An 18257-nucleotide genomic window follows, 5' to 3' on the forward strand; every position below is an offset into this window, starting at 1 on the left:
CGGCCCAGAGGACCGTGCAATCCAACTCTCGGCGACGGCACGGCGTCCTCTCGGGGATCAAGATCGTGACGGGACACGGTTGCGCGCCTTACTGCGTCTGGTGCTTTTCGATGTTCGCACGAAACATCTCCAGCACTTCGCCCGCAGGCAGTCCGCGCTCTTGCAGACCAGAGACCCAGGCATCGAACACCGGCGCTGTGGCCGATTTGACCTTTTCGCGCTGCGCTTCATCCAGAACGATGACCTCGATACCGCTGTCCCGCATCTTGTCCTCAAGCTCGGCGGCCGATCGGTCGGTTTCTTCGGCAACTCGCTGCATCGCCTCCTGCGACGCCTGTTGAATGGCCTGTTGATGCTCTGGCGACAGATCCTGCCAGACCTCCTCGCGGATCGCGTAGGGCGCCCAATACACAAAAACATCCAGACCCAGAACGGCGGTATCGATTACCTCGTCCAGCTTGTAGGAATAGATGCTGGTGGTGGGAAAGATCGTGCCGTCGACGGTGCCGGTGCGGATGGCCTGATAGGTTTCCGGGCTGGGAATATCAACCGGCGCGCCCCCTAGGGCCTTGACCGACTCCGCCATGTTCCCGGCAATGGTTTTCAGTTTCAGCCCTTTGATGTCATCAATGCCGCTAACATCCTGGTCGCGGGTGAACAGGTTGTAGGTCGAGGTCATTACACCCCAGACTGGGCGCATCCCGTTGGCCAGGAAGTCGTTTTGCAGGATCGGATCCGACGTCACCGTTTCAAAAAAAGCGGGCGTCCCGACAACGCTCTGCGAGAAAAGGCCAGGAAGCGTGTGCACGCCCGCCAGCGGCATCGTGCCCCCGTTATAGGCCGGCGGAACATAGCCGATGTCCACCACGCCTGTCTGCACCATCGAGAACATATCGCGCAGCGAACCCAACTGACCGGCACCGAAATACTGAAACTTGACCTCGCCATCGGTCAGCTCGGTTACGCGGTCCATCCAGTAGGTGGTGCCGGTCTCGACGATGTAGTGGCCGGGCGGAAAGGTATCTGCAACCTTGAGTGTCACTTCGGCCGCCGCAATTTGCGGCATCGTTCCGACCGCGATCACCAGCGCCGCCCCTGCGGCAAACCGATCGAGTTTTGTGTTTCTTGTCATGGCAGTCTTCCTCCCTGTGGCGTTGTCGATCAGCGCACCATGGTGCGGTGAACCGGTCAATGTTTATGGGTGGCCGGGAGCGCAACTGTCGCGAGATCACACATATATGCGAATACGCGAACTGAATCCGCGGCGACGCAACAGAGAAGATCGAACGCCAATCGTGGGTGGGAATCTCCAGCGCTTTCACGGCCGAAAGAAAGGATTCCGTGGCCTGCCGATCAACAGTAAGCGGCGGCTGCGCCCCACGTTGTAGATGAGCTCCGGCACTGCGAGGTGATATCCATCTCATGATGGGGAGTGTGTTTCGCAATGTGCGCGACAAATTCGTTTCTCAGATCTCTGGGCGTCGAGATCTACGGGTCAGGTCATCGGCGCTGGCCGGACGACGTGAAGGCTCGCGCTGTGGCAGAGACTTTGGAGCCGGGAGCGACCGTGAATGCGATTGCCGAGCGATATGACATCCGCCCAAACCAGCTCTCGGCTTGGCGGCGTCTGGCAAAGCAGGGCCAGCTGGTTCTTCCTCCGGCGGAACTCGGAGAGCCGGTCTTCGCGCCTCTGGTCATTTGCGATCCGACTGAGACGCCCGAGCTTTCCGACGCGAAGCCCCAGCAGGTGATCCGGATCGTCAAGGGAACAACCCGGATCGAGCTGTCTTCTGACACGTCGGCAGGTCAGATCGCCGCGATCGTGCGCACTCTGGAAGCGCCTGCATGCTGATGCCGTCTCAAGGGGTCCGCATCCTGGTGGCGACGAAGCCGGTAGACTTCCGCAAGGGGCATGATGGACTGGCAGCCTTGGTGCAGTCGACCTTGACCGAAGATCCGTTCACCGGGACGGTCTTTATCTTTCGGGCGAAGCGCGCAGACCGGATGAAGATCCTGTTCTGGGACGGCAGCGGTCTCGTCATGGCCTACAAACGGCTGGAGGAGAGCACCTTCACCTGGCCCGCGATCCGGGATGGTGCGATGACCCTGAATCGCGCCCAGTTCGAGGCGCTGTTCGCCGGGCTGGACTGGCGGCGGGTGCGGTCTCTGGAGACGCGCGCCCCCGCTGTGGCAGAGTGACTCAGGGCGGGGAAAGCCGGCCTGACAAACGCAGGAGCGGGATATGATGCCGCCAAGTCCAGCGCCCTATCCCTCGACCTGTCGGCCATTCCGGAAGACCAGCGTGACGCTGTTCTGGCCGTCCTGCGCGAGCGTGATGCACTCAGGGAAGCCAACAAGCGCCTCGAGCACCTCGTCGCCGAACTGAACCAGGTCGTGCATGGCAAAAGGTCCGAGAAACTGAGTGAGGACGAGCGGCAGCTGGCCTTCGAAGATCTGGAAACTGCCGTCGTCGAGGCAGAGGCCCAGCAGGATGAAGACGCCACGGCCTCGTCCGGTCCGCGGCGATCCAAGGTCGCCCGCCGCAATCGGGGCAATCTGCCTGAGAGCCTCCCCCGGATCGAGCAGATGATCGAGCCGGCCAGCCTGGAGTGTCCCTGCGGCTGCGGCACGATGCACCGGATCGGCGAGGACCGCAGCGAGCGGCTGGACATCGTGCCGGCCCAGCTCCGCGTCATCGTGACGGTTCGACCCAAGTATGCCTGCCGTGCCTACGCCGAAGGGGTCACCCAGGCGCCAGCCCCTGCCTTCCTGATCGAGGGCGGGCTGCCGACCGAGGGCGCCATTGCGTATGTGCTCGTCGCCAAGTTCGCCGACCATTTGCCTCTCTATCGCCAGAGCCAGATCCTCGCGCGTTCCGGGATCGACCTTCGGCGCAGCACGCCCGCCGATTGGGTCGGCACCGCGGCCTTCCACCTTGCCCCGGTGGTCGACCGGCTCGCCGAGCACCTGAAGGGCTCGGGCAAACTCTTCATGGACGAAACGACGGCGCCGGTTCTGGAGCCCGGGCGAGGCAGGACGAAGACTGGCTTCCTCTGGGCGCTGGCCCGAGATGATCGGGGCTGGGGCGGCGATGACCCGCCCGGCGTGGTCTTCACTTACCGCCCGAGCCGCGCCGGCGTGAACGCGGAGCAGATCCTGCAGGGCTTCGACGGCATCCTGCAGCTGGACGGCTATCCCGGCTACGATCGGCTGACGCGCCCCTCGCGCAAGGGCGGCGCGCCGATCACGGTTGCGCACTGCTGGGCACATGCCCGCCGGAAGCTGAAGGAAGTCTTCGACCGTGATGGATCGGAGATCGCCGCCGAGGGGCTGCGCCGGATCGCCGAGTTCTACCGGATCGAAACCGAGATCCGCGGCATGGGACCGGGACAGCGCCTGTCGGCGAGACAGACACGCACCGCGCCGCTGGTGGCCCAGTTCGGCGAATGGTTGCAGAGCCAGCGCCGCCGGATCTCCGCCAAGTCCCGCCTCGGAGAGAAACTCGCCTATATCCACCGGCAGTGGGACGGGCTACAGACCTTCCTGCAGGACGGACGCGTCGAGATCGACTCCAATGCCGTGGAGAATCTCATCAGGCCGATCGCCCTGACGCGGAAGAACGCACTCTTCGCCGGCCACGACGAAGGTGGTCGGACCTGGGGCCGCATCGCCTCGCTCATCGCCACAGCAAAGATCAACGAAATCGTACCCTTTGTCTATCTCAAGGCGACGCTCGAGGCGATCGCGGCAGGGCATCCCGCGAACCGGATCGACGAGTTGCTACCCTGGAACTTCAAGCCGTCGAGCTGAACTCCGGTGGGGCGTAGACGCCGCTTACGATCAACACGATGATGGTCGGCCTCTTTCGCGGCGCCTCTCTTCAAGCCGGTATTCTTGGGGCGGGCCGAAACCGTGGTCGCACTGCTCTGGGCAGCGCATCCTACACCGCCCGGCCTTCGGGGATGCCGGTGCTAACGACGCCCCGCCGGTCAGGCTCAACCTTGAGCCTGACGCGAAGAGGCTATTTCCGCCGCCTGAAAACGGACCCTGACATTGGCAAGTGGCGCGTTTCGTCCGCGCCCCCCAAGTCCCGTCTTCGTCAAGCCGGGCCATTTTTTACGGCGCTGGCTGATCCAGGCGGTCAGGCGGTCAGGGACTGTTGACCCATCTTCTTCAGATTTCGAACGATTTCTTCGTGCATGATCCCTACGATCTCTTTTTCGGATCTCAAGATAACATCAGTTGGAGCGCCAACCCCGACAGCGAAAAGCCGCGAGTTCAGATGGTTAGGAAACGGCATGGAAATCAAGCCGCTCCCTTGAACCACCTGATCGGTTGAGAGGTAATAGCCCTTGGCACGGGTTTCTGCCAACGAGGCCACGAAAGCTTTCACATCCACTGCCGGTTTGTCGGGCGCGCGATAGGCGTTGATCCTGCGGAACAGACTGCGCACTTCGTCGTCACTGAAACGACTCATCAGAACGCGCCCGACACCTGAGTTACCCAGCGGACGACGTGTCCCGAGCGATATGTGGTGGATCGGCGAATCTTTCGGGCGGACAACTTGCACGTACTCGGCTTCGTCCCCATTCTTGGTTGCCAGAACCACCACATGCCGTGTGCGTTCCGAAATTGCCTTGAGCAGCCGGTGGATGGTGCCTTCGCCGAACAGATCTGGATTCATCCACGACCCTAAAAGCGGAACGCGCTCGGTGGGAAAATAACTCTTCTTTCGGGCATCGTGGGTCAGAAATCCAAGCTTCACCAAGCTTTTGAGCAGCGCCGAGGTACTTGACTGCGGGTACCCCAGTTCCTTGGACACTTCCACGACCGAAAGCGGTCGCTGAACTTCATCGAAATACACCAAAGTCTGACAGGTGCGCGCCACCGATTTCACAATTTGATCGCCGCCTGTTCTTGCTGAAGTCTGATGCGCGGTTTCCATGATCTCCTCCCTTCGTGTGCAGTTATATGCACAGCGTTCCATACGGAAGGATGGCCGCGCTTGTAAATTCTGTCAACTGTTAGAAAACTGCCGGGGGCACGCCGCAAGCGGCTTGGGGATCAGGAAAGATTTCGGGTTCGGTTGTCAGTGGCCTCCTCGATTGGCGGGTATGATCACACCGTCAGCGGCGACGGCTCCCTGCCCGCTTGCTCCGACGATCAATGGATTGACATCAATGGTCTCAAGCGCGGCCCCGTGATGGGCGGCAAAAGCAGACAGTCGGGCAAGGGCGCCGGCGAGGGCGTCGATGTCGCGTTCGGGCGCGCCCCGGAATGCGTCCAGCAGTTTGCGGCTGCGGATTTCGTCAATCATACGGCGCGCTTCGACAGGTCCGAATGGTGCGACGCGGAAAGACACGTCTTCGAGGGCCTCGACAAACACCCCGCCCAGACCGAACATGACCACCGGGCCGAAAGCCGGGTCCTGGGTCACGCCGAGTATAGCCTCCAGTCCAGGTGCTGCCTGTTCCGCCACGACCAGCCCGTCGATCCGCGCACCGGGCATCTTCTCGGACGCCAATTCCAAGATTCGTGCCCCGGCAGAGCGGACATCTTCGGCCGAACGCAGATCAAGCGCGACGCCCCCGATGTCGGATTTGTGCAAGATGTCGGGCGAGGCAATCTTCAGCACGACCGGGAATCCCATTTCTTGCGCTGCCTGAGCTGCCGCTTCGGGGGTGGTGGCCAGGGTTTCGCGCACGATCCCGATTCCGGCCTCTGCAAGCAGGGCCTTGGCCTCGATCTCGTTCACAATTCCGTCCGGCAACGGCGACAGGTTGGAGAGTTCGGGTATCGGGTCCTTTTCGCCTGCCCGCGCGAAGGAACGGGCAAAATAGCGCAATGCGGCCATCGCCCGGACTGCACGGGTCGGTTCCTCGAACACGATGAACCCCGACTTTTCGTACGCGGCGCGCCCCTCTGGCTCTGTCAGCGAACAGAACAGCATTGGCCGATCGGGATATTTCTCGCGAATGCGCTCCAGTCCGCGCCGAATGGCTTCGTTCAGGTCGGCGACAAGTCCGACCGTCGACATGAAGATGATGGCCCCATCGATCTCGCCGTCACCAAACAACACATCCATGTTGGTTTCCAGAAGATCGATCTGGTTGACCAGCTGCGCCGTCACATCGACCGGGTTTCGGACACCGGCAAATGGCAGCACCTCTTTCAGCTTTTTCTGTGCATGATCGGGAAGCGCAGGCACGTCCAGTTTCAGCTTTTCGGCTTCGTCGGCCATCAGCACCCCGACCCCGCCCGAGACTGTCACAAGGCCCAGCCGGTCGCCCTGCATCATCGACGCGGATTCGGCACAGGCATAAGTCACATCGAACATTTCATCGACCGATTGCGCCCGGTAAACGCCGTACTGCCGGAACGCCGCGTCATAAACCGCGTCTGCCCCAGCCAATGAGGCGGTATGCGACTGCGCGGCCTCTGCTCCGACCGCGCTGCGCCCGACCTTCATCATGACCACCGGCTTTCCCCGGGCCCGCGCCAGCTCAAGTGCCTCGACCAGCCTGTCGCGATCGGTTGCCCCTTCGAGATATCCCATGATGACGCGGGTATCGTCATCCTGCGCGCAATAGGCCACGGCATCGGCAAAATCGACATCGCAGGAATTGCCCGTCGTCGCCCAGATATTGACCCCAAGTCCGCGCATTCGAACGAGCGTCATGCAATACGAGCCGAACGCGCCGCTTTGACTGACGATCGACACGCCGCCGGGTTTTGGCAGGTGTTTTTCGACCCCGGGCGTGAATGTCGCATAGAGGTTGTGGCGCACATTCGCGATGCCAAGGCAGTTCGGCCCCACAAGCCGCATGCCGCCCTCGCGCGCGATGTCGACCATGCGCGCCTGAAGGGCGGCCCCGTCGGCATCGACCTCCGAGAACCCCGAACTGAAGATCACCGCCCCCCGCACACCTTGGGCCGCGCACTGTTCGACCGCCTGAACGGCCAGCGGCGCGGGCAGCGCGATCACGGCCAGGTCCGGTGTCGTGGGTGCCTCCGAGATCGACGGATACGCCGTCAGGCCCTGCACCTCTGGCGATTTCGGGTTGATAGGCAGGATCGGGCCGTCGAAACCGTGCCGCTTGAGAAAATCCACCGGCCTTCCGCCGATGCGCTTGGGATCGCTTGAGGCGCCAATCACCGCTACCGAGCGAGGGTTGAAAATGGCATCCATTCCATGAATTCGCATGGGACTTCCTTTGATGTTCGTAACTAGTAGGATTTTGGCAGGCCGAGGGCATGTTCCGCGATAAACGAAAGCACCAGCTGCGGGGTGACCGGCGCGATGCGGAACAGGATGGCCTCGCGAACAAGACGCTCGACATGGTATTCCTTGGCGTATCCGAACCCCCCGAAGGTCAGCTGCGCGGTCTGTGTCGCCTTCACCGCCGCTTCGGCGGCCAGATATTTTCCTGCGTTGGCTTCATTTCCGCAGGGCTTGCCCGCGTCGTAGAGCGCGCCGGCGTGCATCGCCATCAGGTTGGCCGCCTCCAGTTCCGCCCAGCTGGCGGCCAGGGGGTGCTGTACACCCTGATTCTGACCGATTGGTCTGCCAAAAACGACGCGCTCATTGGCGTAATCCGCGGCGCGCCGAAGCGCATTCCGCCCGATTCCGACTGCTTCAGCGGCAATTAGAACCCGTTCGGGGTTCAGCCCGTGCAGGATCTGACGAAAGCCCTGGCCTTCTTCGCCGATCAGATCCCCGGCGGGGATCGGAAGCCCGTCGATGAACAGTTCGTTCGAGTCGACACATTTGCGGCCCATCTTTTCGATCTCGCGCACGGTGACGAAAGATCGGTCCAGATCGGTGTAAAAAAGGCTTAATCCTTCTGTCGGTTTCTTGACGTCCTCAAGCGGGGTCGTGCGCGCCAGCAACAGGATCTTGTCGGCCTCCTGGGCGGTTGAAATCCAGACCTTCTGGCCGTGCACCACATATCGGTCACCCTGTCGCACGGCGCGTGTTTTCAGTTTGGTGGTGTCCAGACCGGTTGTCGGCTCGGTCACCCCGAAACACGCACGTTCATCGCCTGCCACCAAAGGCGGAAGGTATTTCTTTTTCTGGTCATCGGTGCCGAATTTCACGACTGGGTTCAGACCGAAGATATTCATGTGAATCGCCGATGCGGCGCTGTTGCCGCCGCCGGATTCCGCAATGGCCTGCATCATGATCGCGGCATCGACGATGCCAAGACCGGCACCTCCGTACTCTTCGGGGATTGCAATCCCCAGCCAGCCATCGCGGGCCAGCTTTTGATGCAGCTCTCGCGGGAAACCGCCTACGCGATCGCGTGTCAGCCAGAATTCGTCGTCGAATTCTTCGCAGATCCGCAGGATCGCATCGCGGATTCCCTGCTGTTCGGATGTCATCTGATAGGTCATGATTTTCTCCTCACGTCTTGCAGACCCGGCTCAGCGGCCCGGTTCGGCCACAGTGCCTTGTTCGATTAGGGTGTCGATTTGCCCGGTGTCGTACGCGAGCTCTTGTAAAATCGCCCGGGTGTCAGCACCCAGTTCGCGGCGCCCAAGCCAGCGCAGCCGTCCCGGCGTCTTGTCCAGCTTTGGCACGGGTCCGACGACCTTGGTGTCGTCGCCCTCCACCCCAACAATGTCCCTTCGCGCGGCGATCTGCGGATCGGCCAGGATGTCATCGACGTCATAGACCATCGCAGCCACGGCATCGTGGGCCTGGAAGATGTCAATCGCCTTCTGCGCGTCATGCTGTGCCACAAATGCGCCGAGACGGTCCACAATCTCGTCCATGTGCTCCGCGAAGCCATCGAGGCTTTGGAATTGCGGCTGTTCCGCCCATTCCTTTCCGCCCGCGGCTTCCAGAAGCCGCCGCCCGGTCGCGGCACTGCCTGCGCTGATTGTGACCCATTTCCCGTCGCGGGCGCGAAACACCCCCGCCGGGGCGTAGGAATTGGGCGCCTGGAGCCCGTTTCGGTCAACCGGCAGCCCCGCGCCGGTTCGCGTCGGAACGTGATAGTCGATCAGGCGCAACAGCGGCTCGAAAATAGCCAGGTCCACCACTTGCCCCCGGGCGCGGCCGTTCTGCACCGCATGCAGCGCCATCATCGCGCCGTAGGCCGCCATCAGGCCTGTGGTCGAATCCGCAGCGGGAAAGCCGGGGTGCATCGGCGCGTTGTCGGCAAAGCCGGTGATGTGCGCCAGTCCGCTCATGGCCTCGCCGGCCCGACCGAAACCCGGCCACGAGGCGCGCGGCCCCGTCTGGCCATAGCCCGAGATCCGCACGATCACCAGATCGGGGTTCCACTCATGCAGGACCTCTGGGGCCAACCCTGCCCGTTCCAGAACACCGGGTCGAAAGTTCTCGATAAGCACATGGGCGTTTTCGACCAGCCGGCGCAGAATGGCGCGGCCGTCTTCACTCTTCCAATCCAGCGCCATCAGACGCTTGTTTCGTGCCAGGGTCTTCCACCAGGCGCCAACGCCATCACTGGCCCGCGCGCTCAGTACCCGCAGCATGTCACCCTGCCCCGGACGCTCGATCTTGACCACGTCGGCGCCAAAATCGGACAGCAATGCGCCGCACATCGGTGCTGCGATCACATGCCCCAGTTCAATCACCCTGACATCGCTCAGTGGCCCATTTTCCATTTTCACGTGTCTGCCTCGTTCTGCGAATTTTCCGACGTCAAGCCCTAGTTTGCGGCTCTGAAAGCCTCATTCTGCTCGGAACTAGAATCCATTGCGAGAACAATCGAACAACCGTTAGATCGCCGAAACGAGCCGATGTTTTTTCACTTGACGGAGGAAAGAATGGCAGAGCCAAACACGAATCGAATGACGGCATGCCGGCCCACGGTAGCCGACGCACTGGACGGGTTGTTCGACCCTCGCACCATTGCGGTGGTCGGCGCGTCCCGCACCAAGGGCAAGTTGGGGCAGGCCGTCATGGCCCTGCTGAAGAGCAACGGTTACAGCGGCACGATTATCCCCGTGAACCCTTCGGGCGGCGAGATCGAAGGCCTTCCGGCTGTGCGCAGTCTGGACGAGATTGACAGCCCGATCGACGTGGTTGTGCTGGCAACGCCGGTCGGGGTCGCGCTGGACGCTCTGGAGACCTGCACCAGGCTCGATGTAAAGGTCGTGGTCGGGGTCACCTCGGGCTTTTCCGAAGCCGGGGAAGAAGGGCATGACAACGAAGAGCGCTTGCGCCGGATCATGCAAGACGCGCCCTTCAGACTGGTCGGACCGAACTGCGAAGGCGTGGTGCGCCCCGCGGCGGACCTGCAACTGACCTTCAGCCCGATGTTCAACGATCTTCGGCCTGGTCCCGTGGCCATGATTTCCCAGTCCGGCGCGCTTGCGGGCCTTATGGCGTTGCGCCTGGGCGAACGCGGCGTGGGCATCAACGCCATCGTTTCCAGCGGCAACGAAACCGACCTGACCGCAGCGGACCTGCTGGATTATCTGGGCAACGACCCCCAGACGCGGGTGGTTCTTTGCTACGTCGAGGAACTGCGCGACGGACGCCGTTTTTCCGAAGCGGCCCAGCGGCTGACACAGGCGGGGAAGCATATTGTCGCGGTCAAGGGTGGGCGCAGCCGCGCCGGGTCACGCGCGGTCCAGTCGCATACCGGCGCCATGGCCGGGGACGACCGGGTGATCAGCGCGGTCTTTCGCGAAACCGGTGTCATCCGCGCCCGTGAATCCGTCGCCGCCGTCGATGCCGTGACGGCGCTCGCCGCGGGTCGACGACCTGCCGGAAACAGGGTCGGGATCATTTCTGTCACCGGCGGGCTTGGCGTCGAAATGACCGACTTGGCCGAAAGCGCCGGCTTCGAGGTTCCGGTGCTGGATGAAACGACGCAGACGGCGCTGTCGCGCTATGTGCCCTTTTATGGGTCGGTGACAAACCCGGTCGATCTGACCGGTGTGGTTTTGGCGAATCCCACATATGTCGGACGCTGTCTGGAGGCCGTTGCCGCCGATCCGGGCGTGGATATTGCCATCGCAATTATCACATTTGTGCCAGATCAGCAGTTCATCGAGGCCTTGGCCGAGGCGTTCGACAGCACAGACAAGCCGATTCTGATCGTCTGGACCGGTTCGGCACGCAGCAATGCCTCGGGCGAGGCGCTGCGCGAACGAGCCGTTCCTGTCTATGATTCGCCCGCTCGGGCGGCATCGGGCCTCGCCGCACTCGCGGTCGCGACAGGAGAAGTGGCATGACCCAAAGAGAAACGCTGGAAAACTGGCAGCGTGCCGGGCGCACGGTTATCCACGAGGCCGATGCGAAGGATCTGCTGCAACGGATTGGAATCCCGGTGCCCCGACGTGACCCCGACCACGGGCGCTGTGTCGCCAAGCTGTGTCACGATGACTATCCGCATAAGTCCGATCACGGGCTCGTCCGTTTGGGTCTTTCCCCCGACGAGGCGAAACAGGCCGCCGCGGAAATGGCGGAACGTTTTGCGGGCGGCACGGCGCTGATCGAGGAAATGGAAGAAGGGTCCGTGGCCGAATGGATTATCGGCTGCAAACGCGACGACACCTTTGGTCCGATCGTTCTGGCCGGTCCTGGCGGCATCCTTGTAGAACTGATTGATGCCGCCGAAATCAGGCTTGCGCCCGCCACCCCGCAAACTGCCGCGGCCATGCTGCGATCGGGTCCGGGGGCGCGGTTGCTGACTGGACTACGCGGCGCAGAACCGGCCGACAAAGATGCCCTGGCAGACCTGATTTCACGCATATCTGTTTTCTTTGCCGAGAACGCCGATCTGATCTCGGAAATTGAAATCAACCCTGTGATGGTTCGGGCCGACGGGAAGGGATTGGTCGCCGCCGATGCCTTGATCGTTTTGTCATCAAAGGCGGACGGACAGGAGAAATCAACGTGATACGTCACCCTTTTGGAGAGTTGTCACTTGGCCAGACCGGCATTTCGAGCGGTCGGACGATGACCGAAACCGATGTCGTCAATTTCTGCATGTTGACCGGGAACTGGCTGGAACTTCACTCCAACGTCGAGCACGCCAAATCGTCTCTGTATGGCCAGCGCCTCGTGCAGGGCAGCCTCGTGTTCTCGATCGTCAATGCGATGATCCCCTTCGACAGTTCCGTGCTGGCCGCTTTCTATGGCTGTGACAAGCTACGCTTTTTGCGGCCCACTTTTATCAACGACACCCTTTGGGCCCGCACCGAAATCATCGACCTGAAGGACCATGACGAAAGGCACGGCGTCGTGACCAGCAAACTGGAAGGCATCAACCAGCGGGACGAAACGGTCCTGCGCTGCGAGTTCAGCCTGCTGATCCGCAAGTCGCGTCTGGATCGCCCCGGAGAACCGGCCAAAATCCGTGCGGCGCACGACAAGACACAAGGACAGAGCGCATGAACTTTCTGACACCCGAGCAAGAGATGTGGCGCGCCACCGTCGAGCGTTTCGTCGACGAAGAGATCGGCCGCGATTATATCCGCAATTGCGACCGCGAGCGCAAATACCCCTACGAAGCCTATGAAAAAGTGGCCAAGCAGGGCTGGCTCGGCATCCTGTTTTCAGAAGAGAGCGGCGGTCTTGGCGGTGACATCATGGATTATGCCCTGATGTGCGAAGGGTTGGCCAAATACGGCTTTGACTTCTCGACCGGGTTGATGGTGGCGACGTTCACCGCGATGAATGTCGAGAAATTCGGCACGCCCGAGCAAAAAGAGCGGTACATCCAGCCCTTCCTCAATGGCGACATCCGCTTTTCGATCTCGATTTCCGAACCGGGCGCGGGGTCGGATGCGGCATCGACAAAGACCCGCGCGCGGCGCGACGGCAACGGCTGGGTCGTCAACGGGCAGAAACTGTGGTGCTCGGGCGCTGCGGCCGATAACGCAATCCTTGCAATGCTGACCCGGACCGACCCCGACGCGCCCAAACACAAGGGGCTGTCGGTTTTCCTGATCCCCAATGACACCGAAGGTCTGGACATCCGCAAGCTGCCGACCATGGCGCGCCGCGCAACCGGCACCACCGAGATTTTCGTGGACGACGTGAAACTGCCGGCCGATGCGCTGCTGGGCACGGAAAACGATGGCTGGAAGATCATCACCGACCATCTGGAACTGGAACGCGTGGCCGTGGCCGCCGCCTATGTGGGCAATGCCCAGACAGCCGTAGACGATGCTCTGCGCTACGCCCACGAACGGATTCAGTTCGACAAGCCGATCTTCGACTTTCAGGTGATCCGCCACATGCTGGCCGACATGCAGACCCAGGTCGATGCCGCCCGGCTGTTGGTTTATCGCGCCGCCAGCCTGGCCGCAGCCAAGACGCCCTGCACGCGAGAGGTCTCGATGGCAAAGCTCTATGCCTCCGAGACGCTGCAGACGGTGACGCGCAACGGAATGCAGATCCTGGGTGGCCACTCGATGCTGCCCGAAGCAGATATGGAGCGGTATTTCCGCGAAGGGATGCAAAGCACCATCGGCGGCGGAACCTCGCAGATTCAGCGTACGCTCATCGCCAAGACCATGCGCCCGGGCTAACAGTTCGGGGCGCACCGGGACAGCCCGACAAGAAGGAGAAAGAGCATATGAAGAACGGACGAGAACCGGTGGTCGTCGGCATCGCCGACGCGCCGCTGAAGGACGGCAAGTTCGTCACCAAGGCTTCGGTCCTTGGTCATGCCGCATTTGTGGCAAAAGCCGCCGTCGAAGAAGCAGGACTGAAGTTGAGCGATGTCGACGGTCTTCTGACGGCCGGCATGTGGGGGGTCCCCGGCCCCGGCCAACTGGCCACGGTGACGCTGGGCGAATATCTGGGCATCATGCCGACATTCGTCGATGGCACGAATATTGGCGGTTCGGCATTCGAGGCCCATATCGCACATGCCGCCATGGCTCTTCGCGAAGGCTATTGCGAGGTTGCGCTGATTGTCTACAGCTCGGACCAGAAATCCCTGCGCAGCCGCAATCTAGGGGGTCGGCCTTCAGTCCTGTCCATGCAGCATGAAACGCCTTACGGAATGCCCACGCCTGTGGGCGGCTATGCGATGGCCGCACAGCGCCATATGCATGAATTTGGCACCACGTCCGAGAATCTGGCCGAAATCGCCGTCGCGACGCGGAAATGGGCACAGTTGAACCCCGAGGCGACGCGTCGCGATCCGCTGTCCATTGACGACGTGCTGTCCAGCACGATGATCTCGGAGCCGCTGCATCTGCTCGATTGCTGTCTCGTCACCGACGGGGCCGGCGCCCTCGTCATGACCACCGCCGAGCGGGCCAAGGACCTCAACACCCGTCCCGTCGCGGTCAAGGGCTATGGCGAGGCGCATACCCACTGGGCCATCGGCGAAATGCCGGACCTCGCCCGCCTGCTTCCCGCGCAAAAGGCCGGGGAACGCGCAATAAAAATGGCCGGGGTGAGCCATTCGGATATCGACCTGGTCGAGATCTATGACAGCTTTACCATCACCGTGCTGCTCTCGCTCGAGGCTCTCGGCTTCTGCAAGATCGGCGAAGGCGGGGATTTCGTGTCGGGCCAGCGCACGGCACCAGGCGGGGCGTTCCCAATGAACACCAGCGGCGGCGGCCTCTCGGCGCTGCATCCGGGCATGTTCGGAATGTTCCTGCTGATCGAGGCCGTCCGGCAGCTTCGCGGCGAAGGCGGCGAGCGCCAGGTCAAGGGCGCCGAGACCGCTCTGGTGCATGGTACCGGGGGTACGCTTTCCTCAGGTGCGACCGTGATTTTGCAGAAGGGCTAAGACGATGAGCATTGAAAAACCGCTTCCGGTGATCGACCATGACAGTGCCCCCTATTGGGAGGCCACGCGCGAGGGCCGCCTCGACATCCCGCTTTGCGGCGATTGCGGCAAACATCATTTCTATCCCCGCTCTATTTGCCCGTATTGCCATTCCGACAATCTGCGCTTCAACACCGTGAGCGGACGCGGCAAGGTGCATACCTTCACCATCGCGCGCCGTCCGGCAGGGCCGACTTTCGCGGATGACGTGCCATATGTCGTGGCATTGATCGAGCTGGAGGAAGGCCCCCGGATGATGAGCCGGATCCAGACCGGCGACCCCGAGAAGGTTCATATCGGGGCCAAGGTGGAAGTGACGTTCGTCAAGGCAACCGACGAAGTGACTTTTCCCTACTTCAAAATGACCTGAGGCCAGAGGCACCGCCACTTCGGGGCCGAATGTGGAAGAGCCGTCGCAGAGGTTGTCTGCGGTGGCTCTTCGCTTTTCGGAGGTCACCCGGCGCGGCCGGGCTGCGGTGCTCCGCGCAAAAACCGCCACGCCAAGAGCCCGGCCAGCGCCAGCCCACCAACGATGTCGGCCGCAGGCGCGGCGTAAAACAGCAAGCCGGCAGCCGACAGGAACAGCAACCGGCCGATGACCGGCACCTTTCCACGAAACCAGCCGCTTGTGCCGACGCTGACGGCAAAAACCGCGGCGCAGGCCACGCCCATATCCAGTAGGATTTGCACCGTGCCGCCCTGGGCCAGTATGCCCGGCCGGAACACAAAGAGAAACGGCACCACATAGATCGCTCCGGCCAACATCAGCGCGCGACCCGCCACCCGCCAGAAATTGGCCCCTGCCAGGGCGGCGGCGGCATAGACACTGGCGCAGACCGGTGGCGTGATGGCCGACAGGATCGCATAGTAGAAGACAAAAAGATGAGCCGTCAGTTCGGGTAGGCCAAGCCGCACGAGACTGGGCGCGGCGATTGCCGCCGCCAGCACATAGGAGGCCGTCGTCGGCACGTCCATACCCAGCAAGATCGCCAGCACCGCCGCCAGCAACAGGGCCACGATCAACCCCTGACCGGACACAGAGAACAACAGGTTCGAGACTTTGACCCCGGCACCCGTCGCCGTCAGAACCTTGACGACGATGGCGGCGCAGGCTAGCAGCGCGGCGATCATCACCAACGCCCGCCCTGCTTCGATCATCCCCTCATAGAGGTCGCGCGCCAGCTTGGCCCAAGAGGCCAGCACGCCCTGCTCTCTTCCGTCACGCGCGAACGGGCGCACCACCACACAGGCCAAAACCAGTATGATAACAGCACCGGCACCTGCAAAGCTCGGCGTGTAGCCGTTGAACAGGAAGTAGACCATCGCCGCGATGGGAAGAAACAAGGGAATTGACTTGTCCGGTGCGAGGAATTCCGCCGGTTCGGGCATTTCGCTCCTCGGTGTCGGTTGCAACCCTGTGCGACGCGCATAGAGATCCACCCCGAGCCATACCGCCAGGTAGTAGAGAAATGCCGGACCGATCGCCGCAACGACAATGTCGGTATAGGGAATGTTCAGGAACTCAGCCATGATGAAGGCCGCTGCCCCCATCACCGGCGGCGTAAGCTGGCCGGCGGAGGAGGCAACGGCCTCGACCGCCCCGGCAAAGGCCGGTGGATAGCGCAGCCGCTTCATCGTGGGAATGGTGATCGAGCCGGTCGCCATGACGTTGGCCACTGCCGAACCGGTCACCGTCCCGAACATCGCCGAAGACAGGGCACAGACCTTTGCCGGGCCGCCATACGTTCGACCGGCGATCCACGTTGCCATTTTCATGAAAGCATCCGTTGCCCCGGTCGACAGCAGGAGCGCCCCCAGAAGCACATAGATCACGATGACCCGTGCCCCGATATCCGCAAGGTAGCCGAACAGGCCGGTGGTCGAGCTGTAAAATGTCTCGACAGCGGTACGTGCCGAAACGCGCGGCGGGCGCCAGGCGCCGTCGATCAGGTCATAGCCGAAATAGAAATAGATCACGGTGCAAAGGGCCAGCAGCGGCAGGAACCATCCGATCACCCGGCGCGCGGCCTCGAGGGTCAGCAGAACAGCTATCAGACCTGCCGCCTTGTCGATCGGCCCATAGCGCACCATGATATCCGAAAAGCGATCCCGGTTCAGGATCACGTAGAGGCAAACCGCGAACGCCAGTAGTCCCAGCATGATGTCCACAGCCCGTTCAATCCCGCTTCGCGCACCGGTCCGCGAGGCGCGTGCCGCATAAAGAAAGAACGCGCCGCCGATACCGAAACCGATAAAGATCGGCCGCTGAACCAGCGGTTCGAACTGCCCGAATAAGGCATTGTAGAAATGCAGAGCGACGAATGCCGCCAACAATACTCCAAGCGCCTGCCCTCCGCGCCGTTCCCAATTGGGTATTGCGGTCGATGTCTGCGTCATGTTCTCTCCGAGAGCGGTAACGGCGGGGTGCCCGCAGCACCCCGTCTGGATCAGCCTATGGCCGCCGTCGTGACGGCCCGCGATTCCGGTCAGCTTCCGGCCGCCTCTCTCCAGTAACGTTCCGCACCTGGATGATAGGGTATACCGGTCTCGATTGTGGCGACGGCATCGGCGGCGATGTCGTAATCCGCAAGCTGCGGCCAGGCTTCGACCAGCAGGTCCATGTTCTGGTGGATGCTGCGAGCGATGTCATAGGCGCTCTGGTCATCCATGACGCCGGTGCGGGTCAGGAAGAAGACGTTGAGCTTGGGTACCCGCATTTCCTCGGATCCCGGAATAAGCCCTGCGGGAAGAGTCGTGAAACCGACGCCCTCCATGGCTTCTGTCGCCGCTTTCTCCTGCTCTTCGGTGAAGCCGATCAACCGCATCTTGGTGCTTGTCATCAACTCTTGCAGGGTTGCATCGACAGAGTTTGCGGCCCCGTATTTGCTATAACCGATGATCTGGCGGTTCTTGATGCCTTCCACCGCGTCGCCAACGGCGCCATGCACCAGGTCCGCGTTGATATCGAACATGGACAGGACACCGGTCGTCAACGTCTCGGCCGCCGATCCGCGGATGCCGGGATTGAACTTCTTTCCGTCCAGTTCGTCCAGCGTCGTCACACCAGACTCTTCGGTGACCGCGATCAGCAGGATCGAGGCGCTGTAAGGATAAAGCGCAACCGTATCTGGGATTGCGTTACCTTCGAACTTGCCGGTCCCGTTTCTGGCGGAGATCAGAATGTCGGTGGTGGCAAGCCCAAGGTCGATCTCGTCGCGCGCCAGCCGCAGCACATTGTCCACGCTGGCCCCGGTTTCGATCACGCTGACATTGGTGCCTTCCATGCCGGTCTCGATCGCCTTGCTCATCGCAACCGAAATGGTGAAATGGCTCGACGTCGGGCTGGTCGTGCCCATCGTGAGATCCTTGGCAGATGCCGCGCCGCCAAGGGCTATCGCGCCCATGGCCGCGATAGCACCCACCGCCGCCCGGTATCCGGTCAACTTGCGTTGGATCATTTTATCCTCCCGTTTTTGCCTTTAA

Annotated in this window: 16 protein-coding genes; 9 read left to right on the plus strand and 7 right to left on the minus strand. The window is 62.0% G+C overall.

Features of this window, described 5'->3' with window-relative positions; all coding sequences use genetic code 11:
- Nucleotides 1-88: 88 nt before the first annotated feature.
- On the minus strand, nucleotides 89-1132 hold the full coding sequence (locus ACU0DV_RS19965; RefSeq protein WP_027264365.1) for a TRAP transporter substrate-binding protein: 1044 nt from the start codon (nucleotides 1130-1132) through the stop codon (nucleotides 89-91).
- A 312-nt stretch (nucleotides 1133-1444) separates the two neighbouring features.
- On the opposite strand from ACU0DV_RS19965, the gene tnpA reads away from it, so the two are divergent.
- The 3 genes from tnpA (at nucleotide 1445) to tnpC (ending at nucleotide 3810) form a co-directional block, all read left to right on the plus strand.
- Nucleotides 1445-1852: an IS66-like element accessory protein TnpA gene (tnpA, locus tag ACU0DV_RS19970; RefSeq protein WP_027264364.1), complete on the plus strand. Its 408-nt coding sequence runs from the start codon at nucleotides 1445-1447 to the stop codon at nucleotides 1850-1852.
- On the plus strand, nucleotides 1846-2199 hold the full coding sequence (gene tnpB / locus ACU0DV_RS19975; protein ID WP_027264363.1) for an IS66 family insertion sequence element accessory protein TnpB: 354 nt from the start codon (nucleotides 1846-1848) through the stop codon (nucleotides 2197-2199). Before tnpA ends, tnpB begins: the two co-directional genes overlap by 7 nt.
- A gap of 87 nt (nucleotides 2200-2286) precedes the next feature.
- Nucleotides 2287-3810, plus strand: a complete 1524-nt coding sequence (gene tnpC / locus ACU0DV_RS19980) for an IS66 family transposase (protein WP_446273572.1) — start codon at nucleotides 2287-2289, stop codon at nucleotides 3808-3810.
- 331 nt (nucleotides 3811-4141) lie between these two features.
- On the opposite strand, the gene ACU0DV_RS19985 is transcribed toward tnpC, so the two are convergent.
- The 4 genes from ACU0DV_RS19985 to ACU0DV_RS20000 all read right to left on the minus strand — a co-directional run bounded on the left by ACU0DV_RS19985 (nucleotide 4142) and on the right by ACU0DV_RS20000 (nucleotide 9633).
- Nucleotides 4142-4945 (minus strand): IclR family transcriptional regulator, encoded by an 804-nt coding sequence (locus ACU0DV_RS19985; protein WP_027264361.1) that lies wholly within the window; start codon nucleotides 4943-4945, stop codon nucleotides 4142-4144.
- A 144-nt stretch (nucleotides 4946-5089) separates the two neighbouring features.
- Nucleotides 5090-7189, minus strand: a complete 2100-nt coding sequence (locus tag ACU0DV_RS19990; RefSeq protein ID WP_036051580.1) for an acetate--CoA ligase family protein — start codon at nucleotides 7187-7189, stop codon at nucleotides 5090-5092.
- Nucleotides 7190-7227: 38 nt separating this feature from the next.
- Complete coding sequence (locus tag ACU0DV_RS19995) at nucleotides 7228-8394, minus strand: acyl-CoA dehydrogenase family protein (protein ID WP_027264359.1); 1167 nt, start codon at nucleotides 8392-8394, stop codon at nucleotides 7228-7230.
- A 30-nt stretch (nucleotides 8395-8424) separates the two neighbouring features.
- Complete coding sequence (locus ACU0DV_RS20000; protein WP_027264358.1) at nucleotides 8425-9633, minus strand: CaiB/BaiF CoA transferase family protein; 1209 nt, start codon at nucleotides 9631-9633, stop codon at nucleotides 8425-8427.
- Between the two features lie 162 nt (nucleotides 9634-9795).
- On the opposite strand from ACU0DV_RS20000, the gene ACU0DV_RS20005 reads away from it, so the two are divergent.
- From ACU0DV_RS20005 to ACU0DV_RS20030, 6 genes are read left to right on the plus strand one after another with little or no spacing between them, the layout of a single operon-like run.
- Nucleotides 9796-11211, plus strand: a complete 1416-nt coding sequence (locus ACU0DV_RS20005; RefSeq protein ID WP_223228102.1) for an acetate--CoA ligase family protein — start codon at nucleotides 9796-9798, stop codon at nucleotides 11209-11211.
- On the plus strand, nucleotides 11208-11879 hold the full coding sequence (locus ACU0DV_RS20010) for an acetate--CoA ligase family protein (RefSeq protein WP_027264356.1): 672 nt from the start codon (nucleotides 11208-11210) through the stop codon (nucleotides 11877-11879). Before ACU0DV_RS20005 ends, ACU0DV_RS20010 begins: the two co-directional genes overlap by 4 nt.
- A gap of 59 nt (nucleotides 11880-11938) precedes the next feature.
- Nucleotides 11939-12376 carry a MaoC/PaaZ C-terminal domain-containing protein gene (locus tag ACU0DV_RS20015; RefSeq protein WP_051372686.1) on the plus strand — a complete coding sequence of 146 codons (438 nt, stop codon included), beginning with the start codon at nucleotides 11939-11941 and terminating at the stop codon, nucleotides 12374-12376.
- Nucleotides 12373-13515, plus strand: coding sequence for an acyl-CoA dehydrogenase family protein (locus tag ACU0DV_RS20020; RefSeq protein WP_027264354.1), 1143 nt, complete (start codon nucleotides 12373-12375; stop codon nucleotides 13513-13515). The genes ACU0DV_RS20015 and ACU0DV_RS20020 overlap by 4 nt, the downstream gene beginning before the upstream one ends.
- 47 nt (nucleotides 13516-13562) lie before the next feature.
- A complete protein-coding gene (locus ACU0DV_RS20025) occupies nucleotides 13563-14735 on the plus strand; it encodes an acetyl-CoA acetyltransferase (protein ID WP_027264353.1) in 1173 nt (390 codons plus the stop codon).
- Nucleotides 14736-14739: 4 nt separating this feature from the next.
- Nucleotides 14740-15144, plus strand: a complete 405-nt coding sequence (locus ACU0DV_RS20030; protein ID WP_027264352.1) for a Zn-ribbon domain-containing OB-fold protein — start codon at nucleotides 14740-14742, stop codon at nucleotides 15142-15144.
- Between the two features lie 83 nt (nucleotides 15145-15227).
- Here the strand turns inward: ACU0DV_RS20030 and ACU0DV_RS20035 are convergent, their stop codons facing one another.
- Together ACU0DV_RS20035 and ACU0DV_RS20040 are read right to left on the minus strand one after the other, a co-directional pair.
- Nucleotides 15228-17171: a TRAP transporter permease gene (locus ACU0DV_RS20035; RefSeq protein WP_223228103.1), complete on the minus strand. Its 1944-nt coding sequence runs from the start codon at nucleotides 17169-17171 to the stop codon at nucleotides 15228-15230.
- Between the two features lie 89 nt (nucleotides 17172-17260).
- Nucleotides 17261-18232, minus strand: a complete 972-nt coding sequence (locus ACU0DV_RS20040) for a TAXI family TRAP transporter solute-binding subunit (RefSeq protein WP_027264350.1) — start codon at nucleotides 18230-18232, stop codon at nucleotides 17261-17263.
- Nucleotides 18233-18257 lie beyond the last annotated feature (25 nt).

It is taken from the genome of Sagittula sp., assembly GCF_052825245.1.